The organism is Streptomyces sp. NPDC042102 (assembly GCF_055582305.1).
Window position 1 is genome coordinate 154510 of the sequence record NZ_JBVJDL010000007.1, and the last position, 21882, is coordinate 176391.

At 75.2% G+C, this 21882-nt stretch carries 9 protein-coding genes; 2 read left to right on the forward strand and 7 right to left on the reverse strand.

Going from position 1 to position 21882, the window contains the following annotated elements:
• Window positions 1-36: 36 nt before the first annotated feature.
• Window positions 37-510 (reverse strand): MarR family winged helix-turn-helix transcriptional regulator, encoded by a 474-nt coding sequence (locus ACZ6KO_RS26355; RefSeq protein ID WP_469306489.1) that lies wholly within the window; start codon window positions 508-510, stop codon window positions 37-39.
• A gap of 84 nt (window positions 511-594) precedes the next feature.
• On the opposite strand from ACZ6KO_RS26355, the gene ACZ6KO_RS26360 reads away from it, so the two are divergent.
• Both ACZ6KO_RS26360 and ACZ6KO_RS26365 read left to right on the forward strand, forming a co-directional pair.
• Window positions 595-1014 carry an HGxxPAAW family protein gene (locus ACZ6KO_RS26360; RefSeq protein WP_469306490.1) on the forward strand — a complete coding sequence of 140 codons (420 nt, stop codon included), beginning with the start codon at window positions 595-597 and terminating at the stop codon, window positions 1012-1014.
• 103 nt (window positions 1015-1117) lie between these two features.
• A complete protein-coding gene (locus tag ACZ6KO_RS26365) occupies window positions 1118-2803 on the forward strand; it encodes a PKD domain-containing protein (RefSeq protein WP_469306491.1) in 1686 nt (561 codons plus the stop codon).
• Window positions 2804-2870: 67 nt separating this feature from the next.
• On the opposite strand, the gene ACZ6KO_RS26370 is transcribed toward ACZ6KO_RS26365, so the two are convergent.
• The 6 genes from ACZ6KO_RS26370 to ACZ6KO_RS26395 are packed head-to-tail and all read right to left on the reverse strand — an operon-like array spanning window position 2871 to window position 21764.
• Window positions 2871-4769, reverse strand: coding sequence for a hypothetical protein (locus ACZ6KO_RS26370; protein WP_469306492.1), 1899 nt, complete (start codon window positions 4767-4769; stop codon window positions 2871-2873).
• Complete coding sequence (locus ACZ6KO_RS26375; protein ID WP_469306493.1) at window positions 4762-10044, reverse strand: hypothetical protein; 5283 nt, start codon at window positions 10042-10044, stop codon at window positions 4762-4764. Before ACZ6KO_RS26375 ends, ACZ6KO_RS26370 begins: the two co-directional genes overlap by 8 nt.
• Window positions 10037-13309, reverse strand: a complete 3273-nt coding sequence (locus ACZ6KO_RS26380) for a hypothetical protein (RefSeq protein WP_469306494.1) — start codon at window positions 13307-13309, stop codon at window positions 10037-10039. The genes ACZ6KO_RS26375 and ACZ6KO_RS26380 overlap by 8 nt, the downstream gene beginning before the upstream one ends.
• Window positions 13306-14505 carry a Kelch repeat-containing protein gene (locus ACZ6KO_RS26385; RefSeq protein WP_469306495.1) on the reverse strand — a complete coding sequence of 400 codons (1200 nt, stop codon included), beginning with the start codon at window positions 14503-14505 and terminating at the stop codon, window positions 13306-13308. Before ACZ6KO_RS26385 ends, ACZ6KO_RS26380 begins: the two co-directional genes overlap by 4 nt.
• Before the next feature lie 28 nt (window positions 14506-14533).
• Window positions 14534-19156, reverse strand: coding sequence for a DUF6603 domain-containing protein (locus tag ACZ6KO_RS26390; RefSeq protein ID WP_469306496.1), 4623 nt, complete (start codon window positions 19154-19156; stop codon window positions 14534-14536).
• Between the two features lies 1 nt (window position 19157).
• Entirely contained in the window at window positions 19158-21764 is a 2607-nt protein-coding gene (locus tag ACZ6KO_RS26395) for a S8 family serine peptidase (protein ID WP_469306497.1), read from the reverse strand.
• Between the last annotated feature and the right edge of the window lie 118 nt (window positions 21765-21882).

Genomic DNA, 21882 nt, shown 5'->3' on the forward strand with positions numbered 1-21882 from the left:
CGCACCGCCGCGGGAGCGCCGGACCCGGTCCGCCGGTCAGGTGTCGCGGGATTCGGCGAGGTACGCCGCCGCCAGCTCCCCGGCCCGGTGGAACCAGTCGGCGAGGACGGCCACTTCCTGCGGCGAGTACTGCGCGAAGAGGACCGCCAGGCGCCCGTAGTACGGCTCGTAGACGGCGCGGACGCGGTCCGCGGCGTCCGGGACGGCGACCACGCGCACCCGCCGCCGGTCCGCCGGGTCCGGCTGCCGGGTCACGAATCCGCCGCGCTCCAGGCGGTTGAGGATCCCGGTCACCGCGCCGGTCGTGACCTGCGCGCGAACCGCCAGGTCCCCGGCGGTGACCGGGGTGTCCCCGGCTTCCAGGACGTACGCGAAGCAGATCAGGTCGGTCGCGCCGAGCCCCAGGTTCCGGGCGAACTCCTGCTGCCCGACCATGCTCGTCGCGATCAGGTGGTCCATCGCGGAGATCGCTTCCGCGGGCGAGGCCGCGGGGCGGGTCGTGCCCTCCATTGAAAATCCCTCAGATCCTAAGATAAATTCCTTACTCGCTAAGACATCATAGGTCGACGCAGCTCGGAAGGGGTGCCGGTGAGCATGGGCGGACGCGAGGGACACCAGTACGACGAGGGTCACACCGTTGCCGGATGGTCGGGGACCGCCGTCGCCACGGTCGGGGCGACGCTCGCGGGGGTGGGCGTGTGCGGCTGGGCCCCGGGGATATGGACGGGCGCCGCCGTCCTCGTGGCGGCCGCCCTCCTCACCTGGGCCCTGCACCTCACGGGCTGGGGCAAGGCCCCCGGCCCGCGGCCCGCCGCCCAGTGGGGCATGGGGACCCGCGATCACTCCGCCCGCGCCGGACACGCGGGCTGCCTCGGCTGCCGCCTGGCCGGCCGCCGTCCGGCCCCGGCCCCTGGTGCCTCACCTGCGCGGACGCGCGTCGCGGCGACGGCCGGGCCGGTGGCCGCGTCGATCGTAAACCGCACAGCCGGTAAAGCAGCGGCCCCTATGGAGTGAATCGCGCCAGAACGCCGTGACCCTTGGCCCGAACCCTCCATACGGTGGCCGCTCCTTGCTCATCACCACAACTGGGGGGCCGGTGCGCAATCACCGACTCGTAATGACCGCTGCCCTCGTGGCGGCCGGTCTCGGCATCGTCCCGGGCGCCGCGCAGGCGGCGGATCCCGTACCCGTCGCGGCCGGCATGACCGAGGCGCTGACCCGGGCGGCCACGTCCGAGACCTTCCACAGCCCGGCCGACCGCACGATCCGTACCGCCCTGCCCGCCGCCGGCGAGAGCGGCAAGGCGGCCGGCGGGGCGAGCGCCAGGACCGCCACCCCGCAGACCGCGCAGGCGGCACCGGACGCCGGGGCCGACCCGGCCCTCGCCGTGGACGTCAGCGGCACCAGCTACACCGCGCACGGGATCGAGCTCACCGCCCTGATCACGAGTGCCGACGTCGCGCTCGACGTCGTCGTCGACTGGGGCGACGGGAAGACCGACACCCTCACCGCACAGGGCAGCGCCGAGCTGCGCCGCTCCCACACGTACGACACGTCCGGCGAGTACCAGGTGAAGGTCACGGTGACCGACACCGCGGGCGGTGTCCGGGCCACCAACGGCGGGCCCTTCCGCACCCCCGGCGCCGAGTTCACCCCGCACACCCCGACCCGGCTCCTCGACACCCGCAACGGCACCGGCGCGCCCGCGGGCCAGGTCGCCGGGTACGGTTCGGCCCGGGTCAAGGTGGCCGGCAACGCCGCCGTCCCGGCGGGCGTCACCGCCGTCGCCCTCAACGTCACGGTCACGGAGACCGCCGGCAGCGGGTACGTGACGGCGTGGCCGGGCGCGGGCCACGAGCGCCCGGAGACCTCGAACCTGAACTACACGGCCGGCCGATCCGTGCCGAACCTGGTGATCGTGCCGGTCGGCGAGGACGGGTACGTGGAGCTCTACAACGGCGGCCCGCAGCCGGTCGATCTGATCGCCGACGTCACCGGCTGCTTCACCCGGTCCGCGGCCGCCGGCTACACCTCGATGACGCCCGCCCGGTTCGCCGACACCCGTGACGGCCTCGGCGCGCCCCGGGGCCGGCTCGCCGCGCGCAGTGCCTTCACGACCCGGATCGGCGGCGTGGGCGGGGTGCCCCAGGGCATCACGGCGGTGGCACTGAACGTCACGGTGACCGAACCCGAAGGGCCGGGCCACCTGACCGCCTCCTCCGGCGACGGGCCGGTACCGACGGCGTCGAACCTGAACTTCGTACCCGGCCAGACGGTCGCCAACGCGGTGATCGTGCCGGTGGCCGCGGACGGGACGATCAAGGTCTTCAACGGCTCCTGGATGCCGGCCCACGTGGTGGTCGACGTCGTCGGCCACTACGGCAAGGACAGCAGGGCCGCCTTCCTGCCCTTCACCCCGTTCCGTACGCTCGACACCCGCGAGGAGGCCCACGGCTGGCCCGGCGGCAGGTTCCGGGCCCGGGAGCACATCGCCCACGGGTTCACGCCCGAGGCCGCGACGGGAGTCGAGGCGTACGTACTGAACACCACCGTCACCGATCCCGGCGGCACCGGATACCTCTCGGTGGCCCCGGGCCCCCACCCACTGCCGGAGCCGGGTGGTGCCGCCGCACCCGCCGGAGAGCGTCCCGCCTCCTCCACCCTGAACTGGACGGCCGGTGCGACCGTCCCGAACCTGGTGCAGGCGAGCGACGGCGACCACGGCGTCATCGCCTTCTGGAACCAGGGCTACCAGGACGCCGACCTGGTGCTCGACGTCTTCGGGGTCTACCAGACGAAGTGATCCCGGCGGGCCGCGCACGGGAGGGCCGCCCTCCCGTCGGCCCTCCCGTTTGCCCGGTGCGCCGGGGTCACCGCGGTGGCCGCCTGTCGACGAGGTGGTCGAAGGCCAGGCCGCTGGACGCCTCCCCGCGTCCCGCGCCCCGGCGGGCACTGAGCCACACCACCACCCGCCCGTCCCGTCCGCGGGCCCGGTTGAACGCCACCGTCAGCCGGGAGCCGGACTGCGGCACCTCCTCCTCGTTGACGAAGTAGCGCCGCGTCCCGTCCTCCGGCGCCGGCCCGAGGTCCAGGTTCACCCGCAGCAGCTCGGTCCTGGGCGCGACCGGCTTGCCGTCGGCCACATGGGGCATCGCGGCACGCTGGAGCCGGACCGCCCGTTTGCCGCTGTCGGCGTGGACCGCGATGAAGGGGATCCAGTTCTCCGGCACGGAGTTCATCGCCTCGTACGCCGGAGCCGGCGGACCGGGCGGTTCCGCCGCACCGGCGGGCGCGTCCGACCCGGCAGCGGGCCGCCCGGCGCCGGACGGCCCCGTGCCGTCCGGCCCGGCCCGCCGGCCGATCCGCAGCCGGTGCGCGACGCTCTCCGCCGACACCTCGCTGCCGCGGCGCGGCTCGCCGGTCGCCGTCCGGACGGTCTGCTCCAGTCCCCAGACCAGGTTCGCCTGCTCGTCCCGTACGAGCAGCACCTCCTCCAGCAGCGGCCCGTCCGCCACCTTCGCCGCGCCCGGCGGCAGCAGCAGCCCGGTACCCGCCACGGCCTGCGGCCCGCCCACCGTGTCCAGGGTGAACATGGACCAGTCCCCGCCCGGATCCGTCCCCGCCGGGGTGATCCACTGCGGCTGTCCGAAGACGTCCGTCACGCACAGCCCGTCCACCGAGGCCAGCGTCCCGGCCGGCAGGTCGCACGGCAGCTGGTACCAGTCGTTGCTGTAGACGAGGGCGAACTCCAGGAACACCAGCCGGGCCAGATCGGTGCTGTCGGGCCGTACCGCCGCGAAGTTGGTCCGCCCGTCCTCCAGCGCCCACCAGCGCGGCAGCGGCATGCCGCCGTAGCGCACCGGAACCGGGAAGACGGTCCGCTTCAGCGGCGCGGGCGGGGCCGCGGTGCCGCCCAGGGGCCCGCCGCCGTCGACGGAGAAGGCGTGCCAGTCCAGCTCGCCGCCCGGGTACTCGGGCGCCGTGAGGACCCGCTCCCCGGCCGGGGTCCCGGCGGCCACGGAGAACCGGTGCTCGAGCCGGGCCGGATCCCAGGCCTGGGCGCCCGCCGGCTGGTCGATCAACGCGTCGAACCAGGCCACCAGTTCCCGGCCCCGCGCATTGAGCGTCTCGTAGTGCATGTGCACCACGTTCACGATGCCGTCGGAGGCCAGGCCGCCGTCGTACTTCAGGTGCCGGTACAGCAGATAGCCGTCCATGTGCCGCCCGGCGACCGCCTGCATGGTCGCCCACACCTCCGGATGCGCCACCCGGGCCGTGTCGGCCGCGTCCAGCGGATCGGGCAGCTCGATGGGGTACCGCCGCGCGTACTGGCCCCGGAAGTCCTCGACCGGAGACATCAGCAACCCCCGGATCAGCTTCAGCCACCGGTGCCCCAGGGCCAGCCGCAGGTCGAAGGAGACCGGGTCCGTGCCGAACCGGAACTGCAGCGGCCGGCGTTCGGCCACCGACTCCAGCGGCCGGTCCGCGGCCAGCGCCTCCACCGGACCGGCCGGAGGCCGGTAGCGGCTGGGCGGAGCCGCGGTGACCGAGTACGTCGCCGTGACCGGCGAGCCGGCGTCCGTGCCCCGGAACTCGCCGAGCTGCCACTGCCGGGTGAGCAGCCACAGCGGATCGCGCACCTCCGCACGCAACGCCCGGCCGAAGTCCGTCGTACGCGGCCGGCCCTCCAGCCGGTTCCACACCCCCACCGTGGGTTCGTGACGCTTCCTCAGCACCAGCGGGAAGTCGAGACGGGGCGGTTCAGTCATGGGCGGCGGCCTTCCGGCGCAGATTGCCGAGGGAGAGATCGGTGCTGACGGTGACGGGCTTCCAGGTCGCGGACATGACCGTCGCCGGCAGCAGCTGCGCGTACGCGGTGCCCTCCAGGTGCACGGGCTCCACGGCACGGACCTTCGCCAGCGCGAACGTGTCGTGGACGGCGTCGAGCAGCTCCTCCTCCGTCCAGTTCCCGCCCGGCTCCGGCGGCGCCACCAGCAGCATCGCCTGCGGAGGTTCGGAGTCGGGCCCGTCGTAGTGGAGGGCGATGCCCGTGGTCTCGCGCTCGGCGGGGACGACCTCGGTCCATTCGTCGAGCAGCAGCCCGCACACCTCGCGGATGCCGGGCAACGGTTCGGCCGCGTAGTGCGCGGTGTACAGGACCTTGTCCTCGGACACCGCCTTCCGGCGCCGCTCGGGGTCCTTGGGGAAGTCCATCGCCAGCCAGTAGTCGTCCGCGCGGTGGGGCAGCTGCACCGGTTTCAGCCGGGGCTCCTCCCGGGTGACGACCAGGCCTCCGTAGCCGATCAGCGCGTCCAGCAGCACCACCGCCTTCTCCCACAGGCGCGGCACGTCCCGGACCCGGGCCATCCCGTGGAGCCAGTCCTCGACGGGGAAGGTCCGCGGCCGGGGCGGGTCCGTGCGCAGGTGGGCGACCAGCTTCTCGCTGTCGCGCAGGGCGGCCCGCCAGTCCCCGGAGAGCGCCTCGGACGCGATGAACTCCGGCACCACCAGGACGTCCTCACCGAGGACCGCCTTGAGCGCGTCGGTGCCCGCCCGCACCCGGTCGGGGCCGGTCACGGCGGCGTCGTACGCCTCCAGCGCGCGGCGCGCCGCACCGTCGCGCCCGGTGACCTCGTCGCGCAGCGCGCCGGCCCGCCGCAGCAGCTCCGCCCCGTAGGCCACGACCCGGTCGGCGAAGGGCGTCAGATCCAGCCCGAGCGGGTCGAAGGCGGTCAGCGGCAGCAGCGCGGACACGTCGGCCAGCAGCCCCGACAACGTGGTCCGCGTCGTCCGCGCCACGGCCCGCAGGTCCCGCAGCCGGGCGGCGAACTCGCGGCGCCGCGAGACCAGGACGGCGCGCAGCAGCGCGGGCGTGGCCGGACGCGGGCTCGTCAGCGCCGTGCCGATCAGCCGCTCGGCCTGCTGGAGCAGCCGGAACCGCTCCTCCTCCGGAGCGGTCCCCGGCAGCGCGTCGTATTGGGCGAGGAGCGCGTCGGCGTCGGCCAGCGCGCGCTCCATGCGGTCGGCGGTGACGGCGACGGCGTCCAGGACCTCCCCGAACACCCCACGGCGCCAGATCGTCAGCTCCGCCCAGCCGCTGCGGGCCATGCCCAGGTCGCCGGCGGCGACGGCCAGCGTGCCGTACCGGCCGATGAACTCGTCGATCAGGCGCACCGCCGCGGCCCGGTCGGGCGCACCCGGCGGGTCCGGGTAGAGCGGCGCCAGGTCCGCGAGGAAACCGTCCAGCGCGCTGCCGAGCCCGGCCAGGGACTCCAGCACCTTCGCGGGACGCTCCCGGGGCAGCACGACGGCGTCGTCCCCCGCGCGGTCCACCGGGGCCACGCCGGCGCCCGGGACCAGATCGGTCGGGCGCAGCGGCCGGGAGGTGGTCAGCAGCGTCCGCAACGCCCCGACCAGCGGGGACAGTTCGAAGAAGCTGATCTTCTCGGGGACCTGCCGGGTGTAGTGGACGACCGGCTCCGCGTCCGGCCGCAACGGGGGGTTCCCGCCGAAGACCACGCCGACGATCCGGTCGTCGAGCCCCGACTGGGACGCCTCACCGGCCGGGCGTACGGCCCACAGCAGGTCGATGGGCTGGAGCCCGGCCTCGGCCTGGGTGACCACCCGGCTGCGGTCCGTGCCGTCCACCGGGTCCGTCCAGGTGACCACGGCCGCCACCTCCGACGCCTCGGGCAGGAGCCCGGCCAGCCAGTCGTTGACGGCGGGCTCGGCGCGGGCCCGGGGGTTGCTGCGGCCCGCCGCCCCCGCACCGTGGTCCGGTCCCAGGCCCGGCCTGAACTGCAGGCCCAGCCGGTGCGTCAGCGTGGTGCCGCTGCGCGGAGTCCTGACGACGTCGGGATCCGGCGGAAAGCCTTCCTTCGCGTACGCGTCGAGGGTGGCCGAGGCCCGTGCCGGGTTGCCCAGCAGCGCCTGGTGGGTGCTCTCGGCGACGGCGAGGTCGGCCAGCGCGTCGTGGATGTCCACCAGCCGGCGCACTTCGTCGTCCATGGCCTCCCTCTGCGGCGCCGGCACATTCCGGGGCAGGCCCTCGGCCCCGTACGGGTAGTCGGTGAGGCCGTCCCGGGTGGCCCGCCGCACCAGCTCCAGGCCGTCCACCACATTGCGGGCCTCGACGAGCCGGGCCTCGTCGGGGGCGGCGTCCCCGGCCGACAGCCGTCCGGCCCGCAGCGGGAACGCGCCGCGCAGCGGCGGGATGAACGCGTCCAGCTGGACGCCGGGGTGGCCCTCGTGCAGGCCGCGCTCGAAGGTGTGGCCGAGCAGCGCCCCCAGCGACTGCCCCGCCCGCAGCCCGTCCAGCACCGCCAGGGCGGTGCGGACCCGCCCGGAGCTCAGGTTCACCGCGAAGGCGCCGGTGCCCTCGCGCGCGCCGTTCGCCAGGTACCCGGCGCGCAGCACGGCGGCCGTCCTGGCCTGGGCCGGGGAAGGGGCGTGCACGTAGCCGCCGTTGCGCGGGTCGTGCGGCAGCGCATCGGCGCCGAAGGTCCCGGTCAGCTGCGCGGGGACCGGTACGCGGTCCAGCCGTTCGGGGTCGCGGGGACCGATGTCCTCCAGCCATCCGTACGCCCCGAGGTGGAGGCCCGGCCGCGGTGGCGAGGTGCCGTCGGGGCCGTACCGGAGCTCTGCGAGCCGTTCGGCGGCGAGCCCCAGCCGCCAGGCGTCGAGCCGGTATCCGGCGCAGTCGAGGTGCTCGGCGAAGACCCGCTCCAGCCGCGCGGTGGGCAGGTCCTGGAGCAGCCGCAGCGCCGTCACCTGTTCGGCGAGCTCCCGGGTGGCCGGATCACCCGCCTCCAGGGCGTGCGGGACGAAGGCGTGCAGCAGCCGGTCGTCCCCGGTGACCGCGGGGGCCGGCTCGTACAGCTGGCGGTAGCGGCTCTCGCTGGGCAGCAGCACCTCGGGACGGGCCGGGTCGTCGGCGATGTGGAGGAACGGCGGATCGGCCGGCGAGGGGACGTCGAGCCCCTTGGCGCGCGCGAGCGAGCGCCCGGCCTCCACCCATCCGAGGAGGACGGCGTGCCGCAGCATCAGGTACAGCAGGGCCGCCGGCCGGGCGTCGTCCGCGAAGCCCCTCTCCTGGCGGATCACCTCCAGGTCCCGGCCCGCGTGGCCGGCCAGCCAGTGGAGGTAGCTGCGCCCGTCCGTGGTGTACGGCCGTACGGGATCGGTCTCGGACAGCGGCCGGTCGTCGACGAGCGGGCCGAGCAGCGGATGCTGGCTGTCGAGGAACAGCCGGCCGAGCAGGTCGGGATCGGGCGGCGCCGCCGTGACCGGACCCGCGCCCGCGGCGGCCGCGAGCCGGTTCAGCAGCTCCCGCACCGGCGGCGCCATCCCCAGCTGCTCCAGCGCCGACACGACGGCCGGCCCCTGGCCGCCGAGGTTCTCGCGGTTGTAGAGGTCGTCGACGCTCTGCGCGTACCGCTGGTGGAACTCGGCGGAGGTGGGGTGCAGGGCGAGGATGTCGAGCAGCCGGCGGTGCGGGTCGCCCTCGGCCCTGCCGAGCCGGGCGACCTTCTCGGCGGCCGCCCGCTCCCAGTCGGCCGAAGCAGCCGTCAGCAGCCCGTGCAGTCCGGCCCGGTGGACCGCCTGGGCCGGATGGGTGAGCCGGGAGAACGCGGTGGTCACCAGGATGCCGTACGGCTGCCGGCCGATCCGCACCGCCGGCAGCGGGCCCCGGCCGGAGACGTACCGCAGGAAGAACTCCCGGGTCTGCGCCACGGTCCGCTCGGACAGCAGCGGGTACAGGGCGGTACGCAGGAAGCCGCCCCAGGTGGCGGGCCACAGCGCGGTGTTCGCGGCGCGCGCGTCGCGCAGATCGGTCCCGTCGGCGTTCGGTACGGCGGCCAGTGCGTCCGGCGCGAGGCCCAGCAGCTCGGTGAACCACTGGCCGTCGGTCCTGGCGGTCCAGTCACCCGGCGCCGCGGCGGCGACCGCCTGCGGGCGGTCGGACACCCGGCGCACGGCCTCCGCCTCCCGCCGGGGGTCCGGCCCGGCGGGGGTGTCCTCGGTGTTGTTCGTGGGGGTGCCCTGCGGCAGCAGGCTGAACCCGGCCGGGCTGCGCACCTGTTGGGAGATCAGTTCGGCCCAGGCGGCGCCGGTCTCCTCGGGAGTGGCACCACGCCGCAGGCCGAGGGCGACGAGCCGGTCCAGCCCGCGGTCCGGGCCGTCGAGGCGCAGCCGTACGCCCATGCCCACGGCCTCGGCCCGCTCGAACTCGACCAGCCACCGCAGATCATCCGGTACCCGCAGCGTGCCGCTCACCTCATCGACCTTGAGCTGCTGCGCGGACGGCGTGGCCGGATCCGGACCCACCGCGAGCGACTGCGGCACGGCGGCGCCGAGGGCCTCGCAGACGACCCGCCCGCCCCGGTACCCCAGCACGCGGAAGCGGTCGGGGAGCAGCCGGGCGTGCGCCGCCCGGGTCCACGACTTCGGGGCGATCTCCGCGTCGGGCGGCGGCGGCAGCACGAGGAAGGCCACGACGACCCCCTCACCCCGCTCCAGCGGCGCCGCCTCCACTCCGGCCGGCCGCAGCGCCCGCACGGCCTCGGCGCGACGCGGCCCGACGGCCGCGAGGAGCACGGCTTCGGCCTGCCTGAGCCGCAGGCGGTCACCGTGCGCCCGCCAGACGGCGGACCAGTAGTCAACGGCCGGCTGCCGGTCCTCGGCGGGCAGCGGCCGCGGCACCGGGCAGACCAGGACGGCTGCCCCGGCGGGCACCGCCGACGGTTTGTCGCCCGGATTGGCGGGCCGGTACGTCCGGAGCAGGTGGGCGGCACGGCCCTGCGGCACCCGTCCGACGAGTTCCTGCCAGGCGGCCCGTTCGCCGACGGTGCTGCCGGCGGCCCGCCACAGCGCGGTCCAGTAGGCCTCGAGCGCGCTCAGCTCGGCCCGGGTCGGCCGCGGCTCGCACGCGTCCACGGACCATTCGTCGGGGAAGATCCGCACCAGCAGCCAGTCCGCCGTGTACCGGGTCTCCAGGCGTACCGGGCCGAGCAGGACCGGGTGGGTGCGGGCGAGTTCAGCCACGGGGCAGCATCTCCTGTGCGTGGACGGCCATCAGGACCGGGGCCTGGAACAGCATGTAGGCGACCTCGGCGGAATCGAGCCCGCCGTGCCAGGCGGAGAGCTCCGTGTCCTCGTCGTGCTGATCGGACTTCTCGCTGTCCTCGACCACGTCGCCCAGGGGCTGGAGATCGACGACCCGGGTGGTGCCCCGGTCCAGCCGGATGAAGCCCTCGCGCCCGCCGGGGTCGAGGTCCTCCCAGGTCAGGTCGTTCCACACTTCGACCGACACGGGCGGGCCGTCGTCCGCACCGAACCGGGGGTCGCCGGGACGCTCCTGGAGCACGAAGAACCAGCCGGGGTCCTTCGCGTCGCCCTTCGCCTGCTGGTCGGTGAGGTCGAAGCCGAGCAGATGGATGTCGGGTTCGACCTTGGCCTCGAAGATCGGCAGCCGGATCTCGTCGGGGCCGGGGCGCTGTGGGTCGCGCAGCTCCACCGGCCGGCGCTCCAGGTTCGGGTCGGGGTGCTCGTTGTCGGGGCTCCACCGGGCGCGGTGCGCGTACACCGCCGTGGTCGGGTACTTCTTCAGCAGCTCACCGCGGATCACCAGGACGAGCTCGTCCTCCTGCCGGTACGGGTCCAGCTCGCGGTGGTCGTGGGTGCCGAGCGCGCTCGCCGGATGCCACCGGTCCAGCGGCGGGATGTCGTACAGGCGCTCACGGCGGTCTGCGGGGCTCTCCTGCTCCTGGACGGCGGCCGGCCGCGGATCCCAGAACTGGCGGAACGGGGTGCAGCGCTGGTCCGTCGGGAACTCCCGCCACAGCAGCTCACGAGCCAGCTCGTGGTTGAGACCGACCATGAACGCCTCGATGAACTCCTGGTCGGTGCCGAGCAGGGTCATCGTGTTGGGCGGCAGGAGACCGAGGTGGGGCACGAAGCAGTCCACCGACAGGCCCAGCAGGGCCTCGTACATGGGCAGGTCGACGGCCGGGTAGGCCATCACCTCCAGGAACCGCTCGGCGAACGGCGCGAGCCGGGGCGCTTCCAGCCGGACCGTGCTCAGCAGCGCCTTGGGCACCGTCGCGGTGGAGTCCAGGCGGGCCAGCACCGCCTCGCCGGTGCCGGCCACCTCCAGCGGTCCGGGCGTGCCCGTGCGTGCGGCGCCCGCCGCCGTGCCCCAGCCCTCGTACAGATCGGTCAGGGCCTGCTTGAACCGCTGGGCCTGCGGGCTGTCGGTGGCGCCCGGTGCCGGCGCGGGCGCGTCCTGCCCCGGCCGGCTCAGCACGAAGTCACTGCTGACCGGCAGGGACTTCACCGGATCGGGCAGCGGGACCGGGCGGATGACGCGGTCCACGCGGGCCGGTGTCACCACGGCGGGCGGCACGGCCTTGGCCGGCGCGGCCGTGACCACCAGCGGTTCGGTGTCCATGCGCGGCAGCAGCGCCTCCGCCGGCGGACCGGGGAAGTCCAGGGCCCTCATCAGGCGCGCGCCGGGCCGGGTGATGCGGCGCATCGCCGCGGAGAGCGGCGCGGCGCCGATCCGGCTCGTGGCCACCTTGAACCCGGCGGCGACCTGCTCGGGCGGCTGCGGCAGGCCGTCGGCGGACGGGGCGGGCCGGACGGCGGGCACGGTCACGCGGGCGTGGGCGGGCGCGGTCACGGCGAGGGCGCGGCCCACCGGGCGGGCCGGTGCCCGCCGGGCCCGCGCTGCCCGGGGCGACCGCGGTACGGCGGCGGGCGGCTCGGACGGCGTGGGCGGCGTGGGCGGCTCGGGCGGCGGGCCGAGGTGCTTGTCCTGGAGCCGGATCCCGACCTCGCAGGCCAGCTGCGCCGCGCGGATGCGCCGGTTGGCCTCCATCACGTCCCCGATCTGCGCCCAGGCGGCGGCCATGAACTCCTCCTGCCGGGCCTGCACGATCTGCGTGCCGAAGTTCGCGGCGATCCGGAACCGCGGATCGAGGTTGAGCCGGTGCACCCAGTTCCGGTCGTACGGGAGCCGGGCCCCGTCCGCCCCGGTCAGCAGCCGCGAGGCGCGGGCCGGCCAGCGCCCGTACAGCGGGGGAGTGATCACCGGATCGGCGCTGTCCGCCATGGCCAGGCGGGCAGGTCCGGCGGCCAGCCGGGCGTGGGCCTCGGACGGCTGGCGCAGCGTGTAGTCGTCGGCGAGGTTGACCAGCTCGGCCAGGGCCTCCTGGAAGGGGTGGGGATAGCTGCCCGCCGGCGGCGGATACCCCTCCGCCTCGGTGAAGCGGCTGTCCCAGTTGTCCCAGTGGTCCATGGCGCGCAAGGGCGCCTTCAGGGCACCGCCGAGCTTGAGGATCCCGCCGATGGCCGGCGGCGTGTCGATGCCCGGCAGCGCCGGCCCGGGCTTGTCGTGGACGTCGATCTCGCGGCGCGCGACGCGCGGCCCGGGCTCGTCCGGCACGAGCAGGCGCACCAGGTACTCGAAGTCCCCGGCGGTGCCGGTCGTGAAGGACCACCGGTGGTAGTAGGGCAGCCGGCCGTCGCTCCGGCCCGGCCCCCAGCTCAGGTCCCCCACACCCACGCCGTCCAGACCCTCGCCCAGCCCGGCCCGGCGGCCCGCTTCGAACACCGGCACCACGAAGGCGTGATAGGAGGTCAGGGGCTTCAGCCTGCGCGGGCACAGCAGCCGCGAGCACGCGTCGTCCGGGCGCGTGCGCAGCAGTTCGCCCAGCGACGCGAGCGGCCCCTCCATGGCGTCCGTCAGCACGCTCCCGGTCCCCGTCAGGTCGCCGTTGACGTGGACGTGCGCGAAGGCGCCCAGCTCCCTCGGCGTCGGCAGCGTCGCCACGTCCTTCACCACGATGTGCGGCAGCGGCCCCGTCGGCGCGCCGCCCTCCCGGAACTCACCGCCGTCCCCGTCCCGCGGGTCGGCGGGGCCGGCGAGCACGACCAGCGCGAGCCACGGCAGCAGCCGGTCGTCCTCGTCGGGCACGGCGGGGCTGTAGCGCCAGGGGAAGTTCTCCGCGTAGAACTCGACGTGCGCCAGGTAGTTCGGTTCGGCGTTGGTGACACCCGGCTGCGGCTCCGTGCGCGAGATCGCCCGCGGGTCCAGCCCGACGACGTCCCCGGGCCCGTACAGCTGGACGGACTGCTCCACGATCCGGTCCTGGGACGGTGCGCCCGGCGCCTCGCTCCGCAGCCGCAGTGCCACGGGCACGCGCGCACGCGGCCCGGGGCCCGGCGGGCGCGGCTCCTTGATCTTCGTGGTGATCCCGGACCGCAGCCACGGCAGGAAGGAGTAGGAGTTCGGGGTCACCGGGGTCACGCGCCCGCCCCGATCCGGAACAGTTCGGTGCTCGTGGTGAGGTCGTCGCTCCCCGGGTCGGCGGCCGCCACCCCGGACCGGACGGTGCCGCCGGTCACCAGGACCTCGGTGTCCGACAGGGCGACGGCGGCGAACGCCCACCGGCCGGTGGCCAGCCCGGCCACCGGGGTCCACGACCGGTCGGCGGCGTCGAAGACCAGCGTGCTCCGGTAGCCGGACTCGTCGCGTACGCCGCCGGTGCCGCCGATGACCAGCACGCGCCCCGCGCCGAGGGGCACCGCCCGGTGGTGGCCGCGGCCGCCGGGCCGGGCGGGAGCCGGCGTCCACTTCTGTGCGGCGAGGTCGTACACCTCGGCGTCCAGCCGTCGGTACGGGTCGAAGCGGCCGTCGCCGGGCGCCCCCGGAGCGCTGCCGCCGACCAGCAGGACCGAGGTGGCCGAGAGCGGCACCGCCTGATGGCGGCTGCGGGGCTCGGCGAGGTTCCCCGTCGCGGCCCACACCTGCCCCTCGGGGGTGTACAGCTCGCAGAAGGCGAGCGCCGCTTCCAGCCCGGGGGCGATGGGGGCGGAGCCGCCGCAGACCAGGACCCGTCCGTCCGCGAACCGGATCGCGCTGTGCCCGCCGCGCGCGTCGTTCATCGGCTTGACGCGGGTCCAGGTCCGCTGGTCCGGGTCGTAGACCTCGGCGCTGCTCAGCGCCCGCGCCGAGTCACCCGACCGGAGGGCGTAGCCGCCGGTCACCAGCACCTTGCCGTCGGCCGTCAGGACGGCGGCGTGCCCCCAACGGCCCTCGTGCATGTCGGTGGCCGTGGTCCACGTGTTCGTCTTCGCGTCGTACAGCGCCGTGGACTTCAGCGCGGGGGAGAGACCCGGCCCGGCCGTGCCCCCGGCGACGAGCACGACGCCGTCGCCGATCAGGGTGGCCGTATGGAGCCTGCGGGGCGTCGGCGGCACCTGCCCGGCCGGGCTCCAGCTGCCGGTGCCCGAGGCCCCGGTGCCGGGCGTCCACAGCCAGGCCTTGGCCAGCGCGGCCGACTTCCCGTCGGCGCCGGCCACCACCAGCACCTGCTTCTTGGTGTTCCGCAGGTGCAGCGCGGTGTCGTACTGGCCGTACCAGGTGGCCGCCTCGGGCAGCGGCTCCTGGGCCGTCCACCGGCCGGTCAGCTCCCCGGCTGCCGCCGTCGCGGTGCTGGTCATGGCGTCGGATCCTCCCTGGTGGCCCCGTTCACGGCGTGAACAGCTCGGTGTCGGCGGTGGTCACGCCCGGACCGGGTCCGGGCGCGGCGGGTCCGGCCGCGGTCAGGCCGCCGACGATCAGCACCCGGCCGTCGGCCAGGACGGCCGCGGCGAGATCGGCCCGGCCCAGCTCCGGGGCACCGGTGGAGGTCCACCGGCCGGACGCGGGGTCGAAGCGCAGGACGCCGCGGTGGGCCGAGGCGAAGGCGGGGCCGCCGGTGCCGCCCACGACCAGGACCTCGCCGGTCCGCAGCGGCACGGCACGGTGCCGGCCGCGGCCGCCGGGCATGTCGGCCACCGGCGTCCACGCGTCCCGGCCCGGGTCGTACACCTCGGCGCCGGCCAGGCTCCGGCCGCTCGCCGCACCGTCGCGCGGCAGCCCGGTGGGGTCGCCTCCGGTCACCAGGATCCGGCCGTCGGGGAGCACGGTCGCCTCGTGGCCCGCGCGGGGCGTGCCCATGCTCGCGGCCGGGGTCCACGTGTCGGTGTCCGGGTCGTAGCGCTCGCAGTAGGCCAGCGGCACGCCCCGCCCGCCGCCCGTGCCGAGGACGCCTCCGACGACGAGGACCTGACGGCCCGGCAGCGGGACGATCCGGTGCCCGTGGCGGGCGTCCGTCATCGACGCGGCGGGCTCCCACGTATGGGAGAGCGGGTCGAACAACTCGGCCGAGCGCGTCGAACGGCCCCCGTGCGCGCCGCCGGTGACCAGCACCCGTCCGGTGGCCAGGGAGATCGCCGCATGCCGGGTACGGGGGACGGCCAGCCGGTTCGCCGCGGCCCGCCACGCGTCGTGCAGCGGCTCGTACACCTCGGCCGAGTCGAGCACCGCGCCGTCCGGGCCGGTTCCGCCGGCGACCAGGACGCGACCGTCCGCGAGCCGGGTGGTGGAGTGCTCGCGGCGGGCGACGGCCAGCGACGGCCCGGCCGACCAGGAGGCGCTCACCGGGTCGAACAGTCCCACGGCCGCCACGGGCGCCCCGGCGGCGTCGCTGCCGCCGGCCAGCAGCACGACGTCCGAGGAAAGACGTACCGCGTCCGTGCCCGACACCGCCGCGGGCGCCGGGCCGGCCGCCGCCTGCCAGGTGCCCGGGAGGACCGGCCGGCCCTGCGCGTCCGGCACCGGCAGCACGTGCAGCCGCCCCGCGAGGCGGGGGTCGGCGCCCACCCACCGGGCGAGGGCGTCCGCCGCGACGGCCGGGCTGCGGAAGTCCGCCGGCGTAGGCAGCCCGTCGCCCGGCACACTGGGCGGCAGGGCCTGGACGTTGTTGCGCGTGTACGCGACCACGTACCGCTGACCGACGGCCCGGACCGTCTCCTGCGCGGGCAGCGGCCGCCGGCGCTGCCCGTCGGTGCGGGAGAGCGGGGAGCGGCTGGTACTGCTGCCCGCGAGCAGACCGTTGAACACCGCCGGGCTCACGCTGGTGAGCTTCCTGCGCGCCGGGACGGGTGCGGCCGCCGCGTCCGCGGCCGTGGCGGTGGGCGGCCGCGGGCCCGTACGGAGGTTGCGGTCCACGACGACGGCCTCGTACCGGGCGCTGCGCCGCACCACGCGCGGTGCGCGCAAGAGGCCCTCGTCGGCGGCCAGTTCGAGGCCGGCGTCCTGTTCCTCGTAGGCCGGCTTCGACAGCTTGGCCGCGTCGTCCATGTCCTGGAACTGCGCCATCGCGAACTTCTCGCCGGTCACCGACAGCCGTACCAGCCCGCTCTCCGGGGCGGGATCCACGCGGAACCTGTTGCCGTGGGTGGGCCGCTGTGCGCCGATCCGGTCGACCCGCACCTCGAGGGGGAGGGCGCGCTGGCGTACGAACAGGGTGCCGAGCGGGTGCAGGACGATCCCTTCGGCCCCGTCGGGGTCGCGGAGGGTGACCAGGGTCCGTGCGTCGCCGTCGGGCGGCAGGCTCTGCCAGCCCTCGGTCTTGCGCACCTCGCCCTCCAGCAGTGCGAGGACGTCGACGGGCGGGAGCGTGGTGTGGTGCCGCTCGCCCCACTCGATGTCGAAGTCGGCGGAGATCTCGAAGAACAGCAGGGAGATCGACCCGCGGCCGCGGGCCCGGAACGGGGTCGGCCCCTCCAGCCGGAAGTCCAGGTGGATGCCGAACAGGCCCACCCCGAAGGCCTTCAGGGACACGTGCGCCGAGATCTCGATGACGAACGCGAAGGGGGAGAACCGGAACAGCGCGTCGAAGCTGAGCCCGCCGTCGATGCCGAAGTCGGAGAAGCCCAGCCGCAGTTCCGCTCTGGCACCGAACTGCACCGTGTTGCTGGTGACCGCGAAGTAGCCGCTGACGCGGATGAGCCGGCCCGGCTGGTTGAGGATGTCCACCGAGATCCGCTCGGGGAGCGGGAACGGCAGCTCGGGCGGGGTGAAGGAGGGGTGGAACCCGCCGACGGTCAGGACGAACTCGGGTTGGTCGCCCCAGGCGACGAGCAGTCCCATCCCGCCGTCGATGGTCATGGACAGGATCCGTGACTCGAACAGCCGCGCGTAGAACCACAGACGTGACTTGTCCACCTGGAGCGCGCCGACGAACTGGACCTGGATGACCAGCAGCGGCAGCTCCTCGTGGGGCAGCACACAACTGAGCACACCCAGCACCGCGACGTTGCCGGGCGGGATCTCCACGACGACGCCGAGCGAGATCCGGATCAGGGCCGGCGTACCCCAGCCGATCTTGGCCATCGGCCCGACCAGGAAGGTGCCCTCCTCCGGGGGGAAGAAGGCACGGAGGTCGCTGAGGATGCGCGGCGCGTTCGCGACGACGTCCTTCGGGAACATCACCGACTCCACGGACCCCGAGCGCACCCCCTCGCCGAGCGCGTCCAGGTCCATGCCCCGGTTGAGTCCGATCAGCCCGCCGACCGCCAGCAGGGTGAACCCGTACCCCAGCTGGATCCCGCCGCCGCCGAACTCGGTGGTGATCACGATCAGCAGCGAGAATCCGGCCGTGCCGTCCGGCATGCGGGTGCTGATCACCCCGACCGCCTGCAACGCCAGGAAGCCGGCGAACTCCAGGCTGAGGGCCCCGGCGTACTCCCCGCGCTCGGCGTCGGCGGAGAGGTAGCCGCCGCCACTGATGATCCCGGCGTCCAGCGCGAGCCCCACCCCGGTGGGCGGCTTGAAGCCGAACCCGAGGCCGAGCGGCCCGAGGTTGCCGCCGTCCGCCGGCCGGAGGGTGGCCAGCAGGCCCACGCGGTCCACGCTCACCCGCAGCGGGCCGAGGGCTCCGGTGAAGCTTCCGGAGATCTCCAGCGGCACGCTCCCGTCGTCCCCGAGGGCGGCCCGCAGGTACAGGGTGGTGATCTCGACCGGGCCGAGGCGGACATGGGCGGGGATCGTGACCTCCAGCCCGCCGCTCCCCTCGAACCGCAGGCCCTGCGACGGCGACCACAGCGCCCGCAGGCCGAACTGCGAATCGATCGTCGCGCCCCCCGTGACGGTGCTGACGAACCCGTCCCCGGCGGACAGGTCGATGAGGACGCGCCCGCCCGCGAGCTCCAGTGCGGCGGTCGGCTCGGCCGTGACACCGCCGCCCGCGGCCGCGTCCGCGCGCAGGCCCAGTGCCAGCACGAACCGGCCGATCTCCACGCGGGAGCCGCCCGCCTGACCGATCAGCAGCATCGGGGCGCCGTCGGTCCGGGCCGCCTCCAGGCGCGCGCCCGCCTCGAGCCGCAGCGGCCCGTCCTGCGGCCGCAGGTGCAGGTTCAGGGGCGGGGTGATCCGGACCTGCAGTCCCGTCCCGAACCGGGAGCGGGCCGCGAGGACCAGCGTCCAGTACTTGCCGAGCGAGATCGTCCGCTCGGTGTCCCCCTGCGCGGGTACGCCGACCCGCGCGTCCAGGGCCGGCGGCGAGACCGACCGGTCGACGTCCAGCCGGAACAGGTACGCGTCGAGCGCCTCCGGAGCACCGGGCGGGGTGCGGTAGAGGAAGTCGCGGTCGTGCGCCGCCAGCAGCGCGCCGACCCGCCGCAGCAGCTCGGCACCGTCGAACTCCGGCCTGCCGAACCGGAGGACCTCCGCCAGGAAGCCCGCCGGGTCGGTGAGCAGGGGCAGCAGCCGGTCCAGCCGCAGGATGCGGTACGACGCGGGTACGACCGTCGGATCGGCGGGATCCACCCCGCCCCCGTACCGGTCGATGATCCCGATCAGCTCCAGCGCCTCGACCGTGCCCGGACTCCGGTCGTCGAGATGACCGATCACGGTGTGGTCGAGGAGGCGCTTGGGCAGCTGCCGCGCCTGCTCCAGCAGCCGTGCGCGCTGGGCGTCGCCGAGCCCGCCCGAAGCGGTCACCGCCTCGCCGAGCGCGGGACCGACCGCCGACAGCGCGTCGAGCACCTGGCCGACGGAGCCGAGCAGGCCGGCGCCTTCCCGGACGATCACCGCGGGGACGCCGCCGCTGATCGCGCCGGTGAGCCGCTCGATGCCGGAGGCGAGCCCGGCCGCCTGGACGGACACCGCGCCGAGGGCCCCGGCCGCCGCGCCCAGGCCGCCCGGCACCCAGAACCCCAGCTCCAGCAGGAACTCCTCGCGCCGCTCCGGCGCCAGCCGGTGCTCCAGGGGCTGCAGGGCGCGCGCGAGCTCGCGCGCGAGGATCTCGAGGGTTCCGGCGGTCATGTCAGGTCACCTGCCCGTGGCCGTCGAGCTCGGCCAGCGCCGCGCCCGGCAGGGCGAGCACGAGGGCGCGGTGGTCGGCGATGTCGGCCCGCAGCCCGGGACTTCCCGCGCGGGCGAGTTCGTCCAGGAACCGCTCCAGCCCGGCGCCCAGCGGCCGGCCGCCCAGGGAGCGGGGCAGCAGCACCTCGCGGCGTACGTCGCTCAGCACCCAGCGCATCAGGGCGGGTCCGTGCAGCCGGTGCCAGGCCGCCGTCACGCGCCGCTGCGTGCCGACCAGGTGCCGTACCTCGGAGGCGTGCCGGGACACCAGGGCGGCCAGCGTACGGCCCGCCGCGCTGTCCTCGGCGCGGCGCCGCAGTTCCGCCACGGCCAGATGGGCCGGCCGGGCCAGGGCCGGGTAGGCGGCGGCGGGCAGCACGACCGGCTCGGAGTCGTGCGCGGGCGCGGGGGGCCGGGCCAGGTCGACCGCCCCTTGCGGATGGATCCTGCCGTAGCCCCAGCCGCTCTCCAGGTCGTCCGGGGGCGTGTAGGGCACGGGCGGCAGACAGGAGTCCTGGAGACGCTTCGTGATGCCGACGTGGTCGAGGGCGCCGTTGACCTCCAGCATGAGCGCGACCACGCCCGCCGCGTACGGCGCCGCGTAACTCGTGCCGCCGCGCGGGGTGTAGCAGGACGGCGAGTCGGCGTCGGCGCCACTGTTGGCGGTCCAGACGTTGACGCCCGGTGCGCACACCTGCGGTGTCGGCGTCGTCCGGAAGTCGGTGACGGGCCCGCGACTGCACATGTCGCCGAGCGTCCCGTCAGCGGCGGCGTACGCCCCCACGGTGAGCGCGAAGCGGGAGGTGCCCGGCGAGGTGATCGTACGGGTCTGGTCCTGCTGGTCGCCCCGGAACCGGGCACCGTTCGGCCCGGACTCGATCCAGCAGTCGAACGTCGTCGGGACCGCGGCGGGTTCCCGGAGGCGGACCCTCCACTCGCCGCGCGCCATCCGGCCGGTGGCCTCGGGCGCGTAGACCCAGAAGCTGATGCGGTGCTTGCCGAGCGGCGGAAGGTTCAGCTCCGAGAGGATCCACACGGTGTGGCCGCCCAAGGTGTGGCCGACCATGCCGGTCAGCGGCTGGACCGGGGCGGGCAGCGACGGGCCGCCGACGGTCATCGGGGCGGAGAGGTCGAAGAGCAGCCTGCCGCTGCCCAGGTACCAGATCTCGAAGGCCTGCGCCGGCTTGCGGGTCTGCGGGAAATGGAAGTCGAACGCGGCCGTCCCGGCCCCGTCCGTCAGCCCCCGCGTGTGCTGCCCGGCCCGGACGTTGGGCTCCGGCAGCGGCGGCAGCGGCGCCTGGGGTCCCGTCAGGTAGAAGCCGCCGGAATTCCCGGAACCGGTGACGATCGCCCGGCCCTTGGTGTCGATCAGCTTGCTGTCGACGTACATCGCGAACTCGTCCGTGCCGTCGTGGGGCCCGAAGTCCGACCCGAAGCTCATGTTCACGACGACGGGTTTCCCGGCCCGCGCCGCGAAGTCGAGGATGTACTCGGTGGCCTGGATGGACGTCGCGTCCGTGCCCGGGGTGCGCGCCACGATCAGGTCCGCGTCGGGCGCCACACCGCCCAGGGTCTGCGGCGGCGGGTCGGCGCACCCCGTGAACTCCGGGACGGCACCGGCGGCGATGGCCGCGCACCGGGTGCCGTGTCCGGTCACGTCGCGCAGCGGGAAGTCCTTCCTGTTCCCGGTGCGCAGCGCCGCCTCGATCGCGGCCCGGTCGAAGACGAGTCCGGTCCGGGTCACCGTGAACTGGGCGTGCCCCTGCTCGGCGGGCTCGGGGGAGCACTCGATGTCGTCGATGGCCCGGCTGCTGGCCTTGTCGGTGTTGTACTTCCCGCCGAAGGTGAACGCGAGCGGGTGCTCGGGGAAGGGCCCGCCGCTCACCGTGAGGTCGCCCGGTCCGATCTCCGGGCCGTGCGCGTTCCATGCCGTCCGCGCGGCATCGGCGGTCACCGGGAACGGCAGGACCACCGTGACGGGGCGGGGTTCGGGGAGTCCGGGCGTCGGCGGGGGACGCCAGACCATCCGCACGCTCCGGGTCGTCAGGTGCTGGGTCTTCGAGACCTGCTGGATGAGCGTGTAGTCGATGGCACGGGTGATGCGGGACGTGGCGCCCACCCGGAAGGCGGGGTGGAAGACGTCGACACCCGTGTCGATGACCCCGATCACCACGCCGCGCCCGGTCGGCCCGACCGCGGCGTCGGCGGCGGTGCCCCGGGCGCGCGTCGCGGCTTCGGGCACGGGAGCGTGGGGAAGCCCGTCGGCCGGCCCGGGGCCGACCGGGTCCAGCGGAGGGGAGCGGCGGTCGGCGCGTACGGACACCACCGCGTCCAGTGCGGCGATGCGCTCCAGGTCGGTGACGGCGGCCGTGCCCACCACGACGGTGCCGGTGGCGGTCTCGGTGACCAGGCCGGCGGCCTCGACGGCGGCCAGCTCACCCGACAGGTGCACCAGTACCTTGACCGCCGACGGTCCGGTGGCCACGGCCGCGCGGCCCCGTGGCCCGTGCGCCGTGGCCGTCCTCAGTGCGTAGACCTGCGCGGCGAGCGCCGCGTCGAGCGTGCCCACGACTCCGCCCCCGTCCTCCCGGCTGACAGGAAAAGGCTAGGGAGGTCCATAAGGGGCAGGAAAGGGAGAATCGTTTCGATACCGGACCACTTCACCCGTTCGGCGCAAGCCCCCGCCC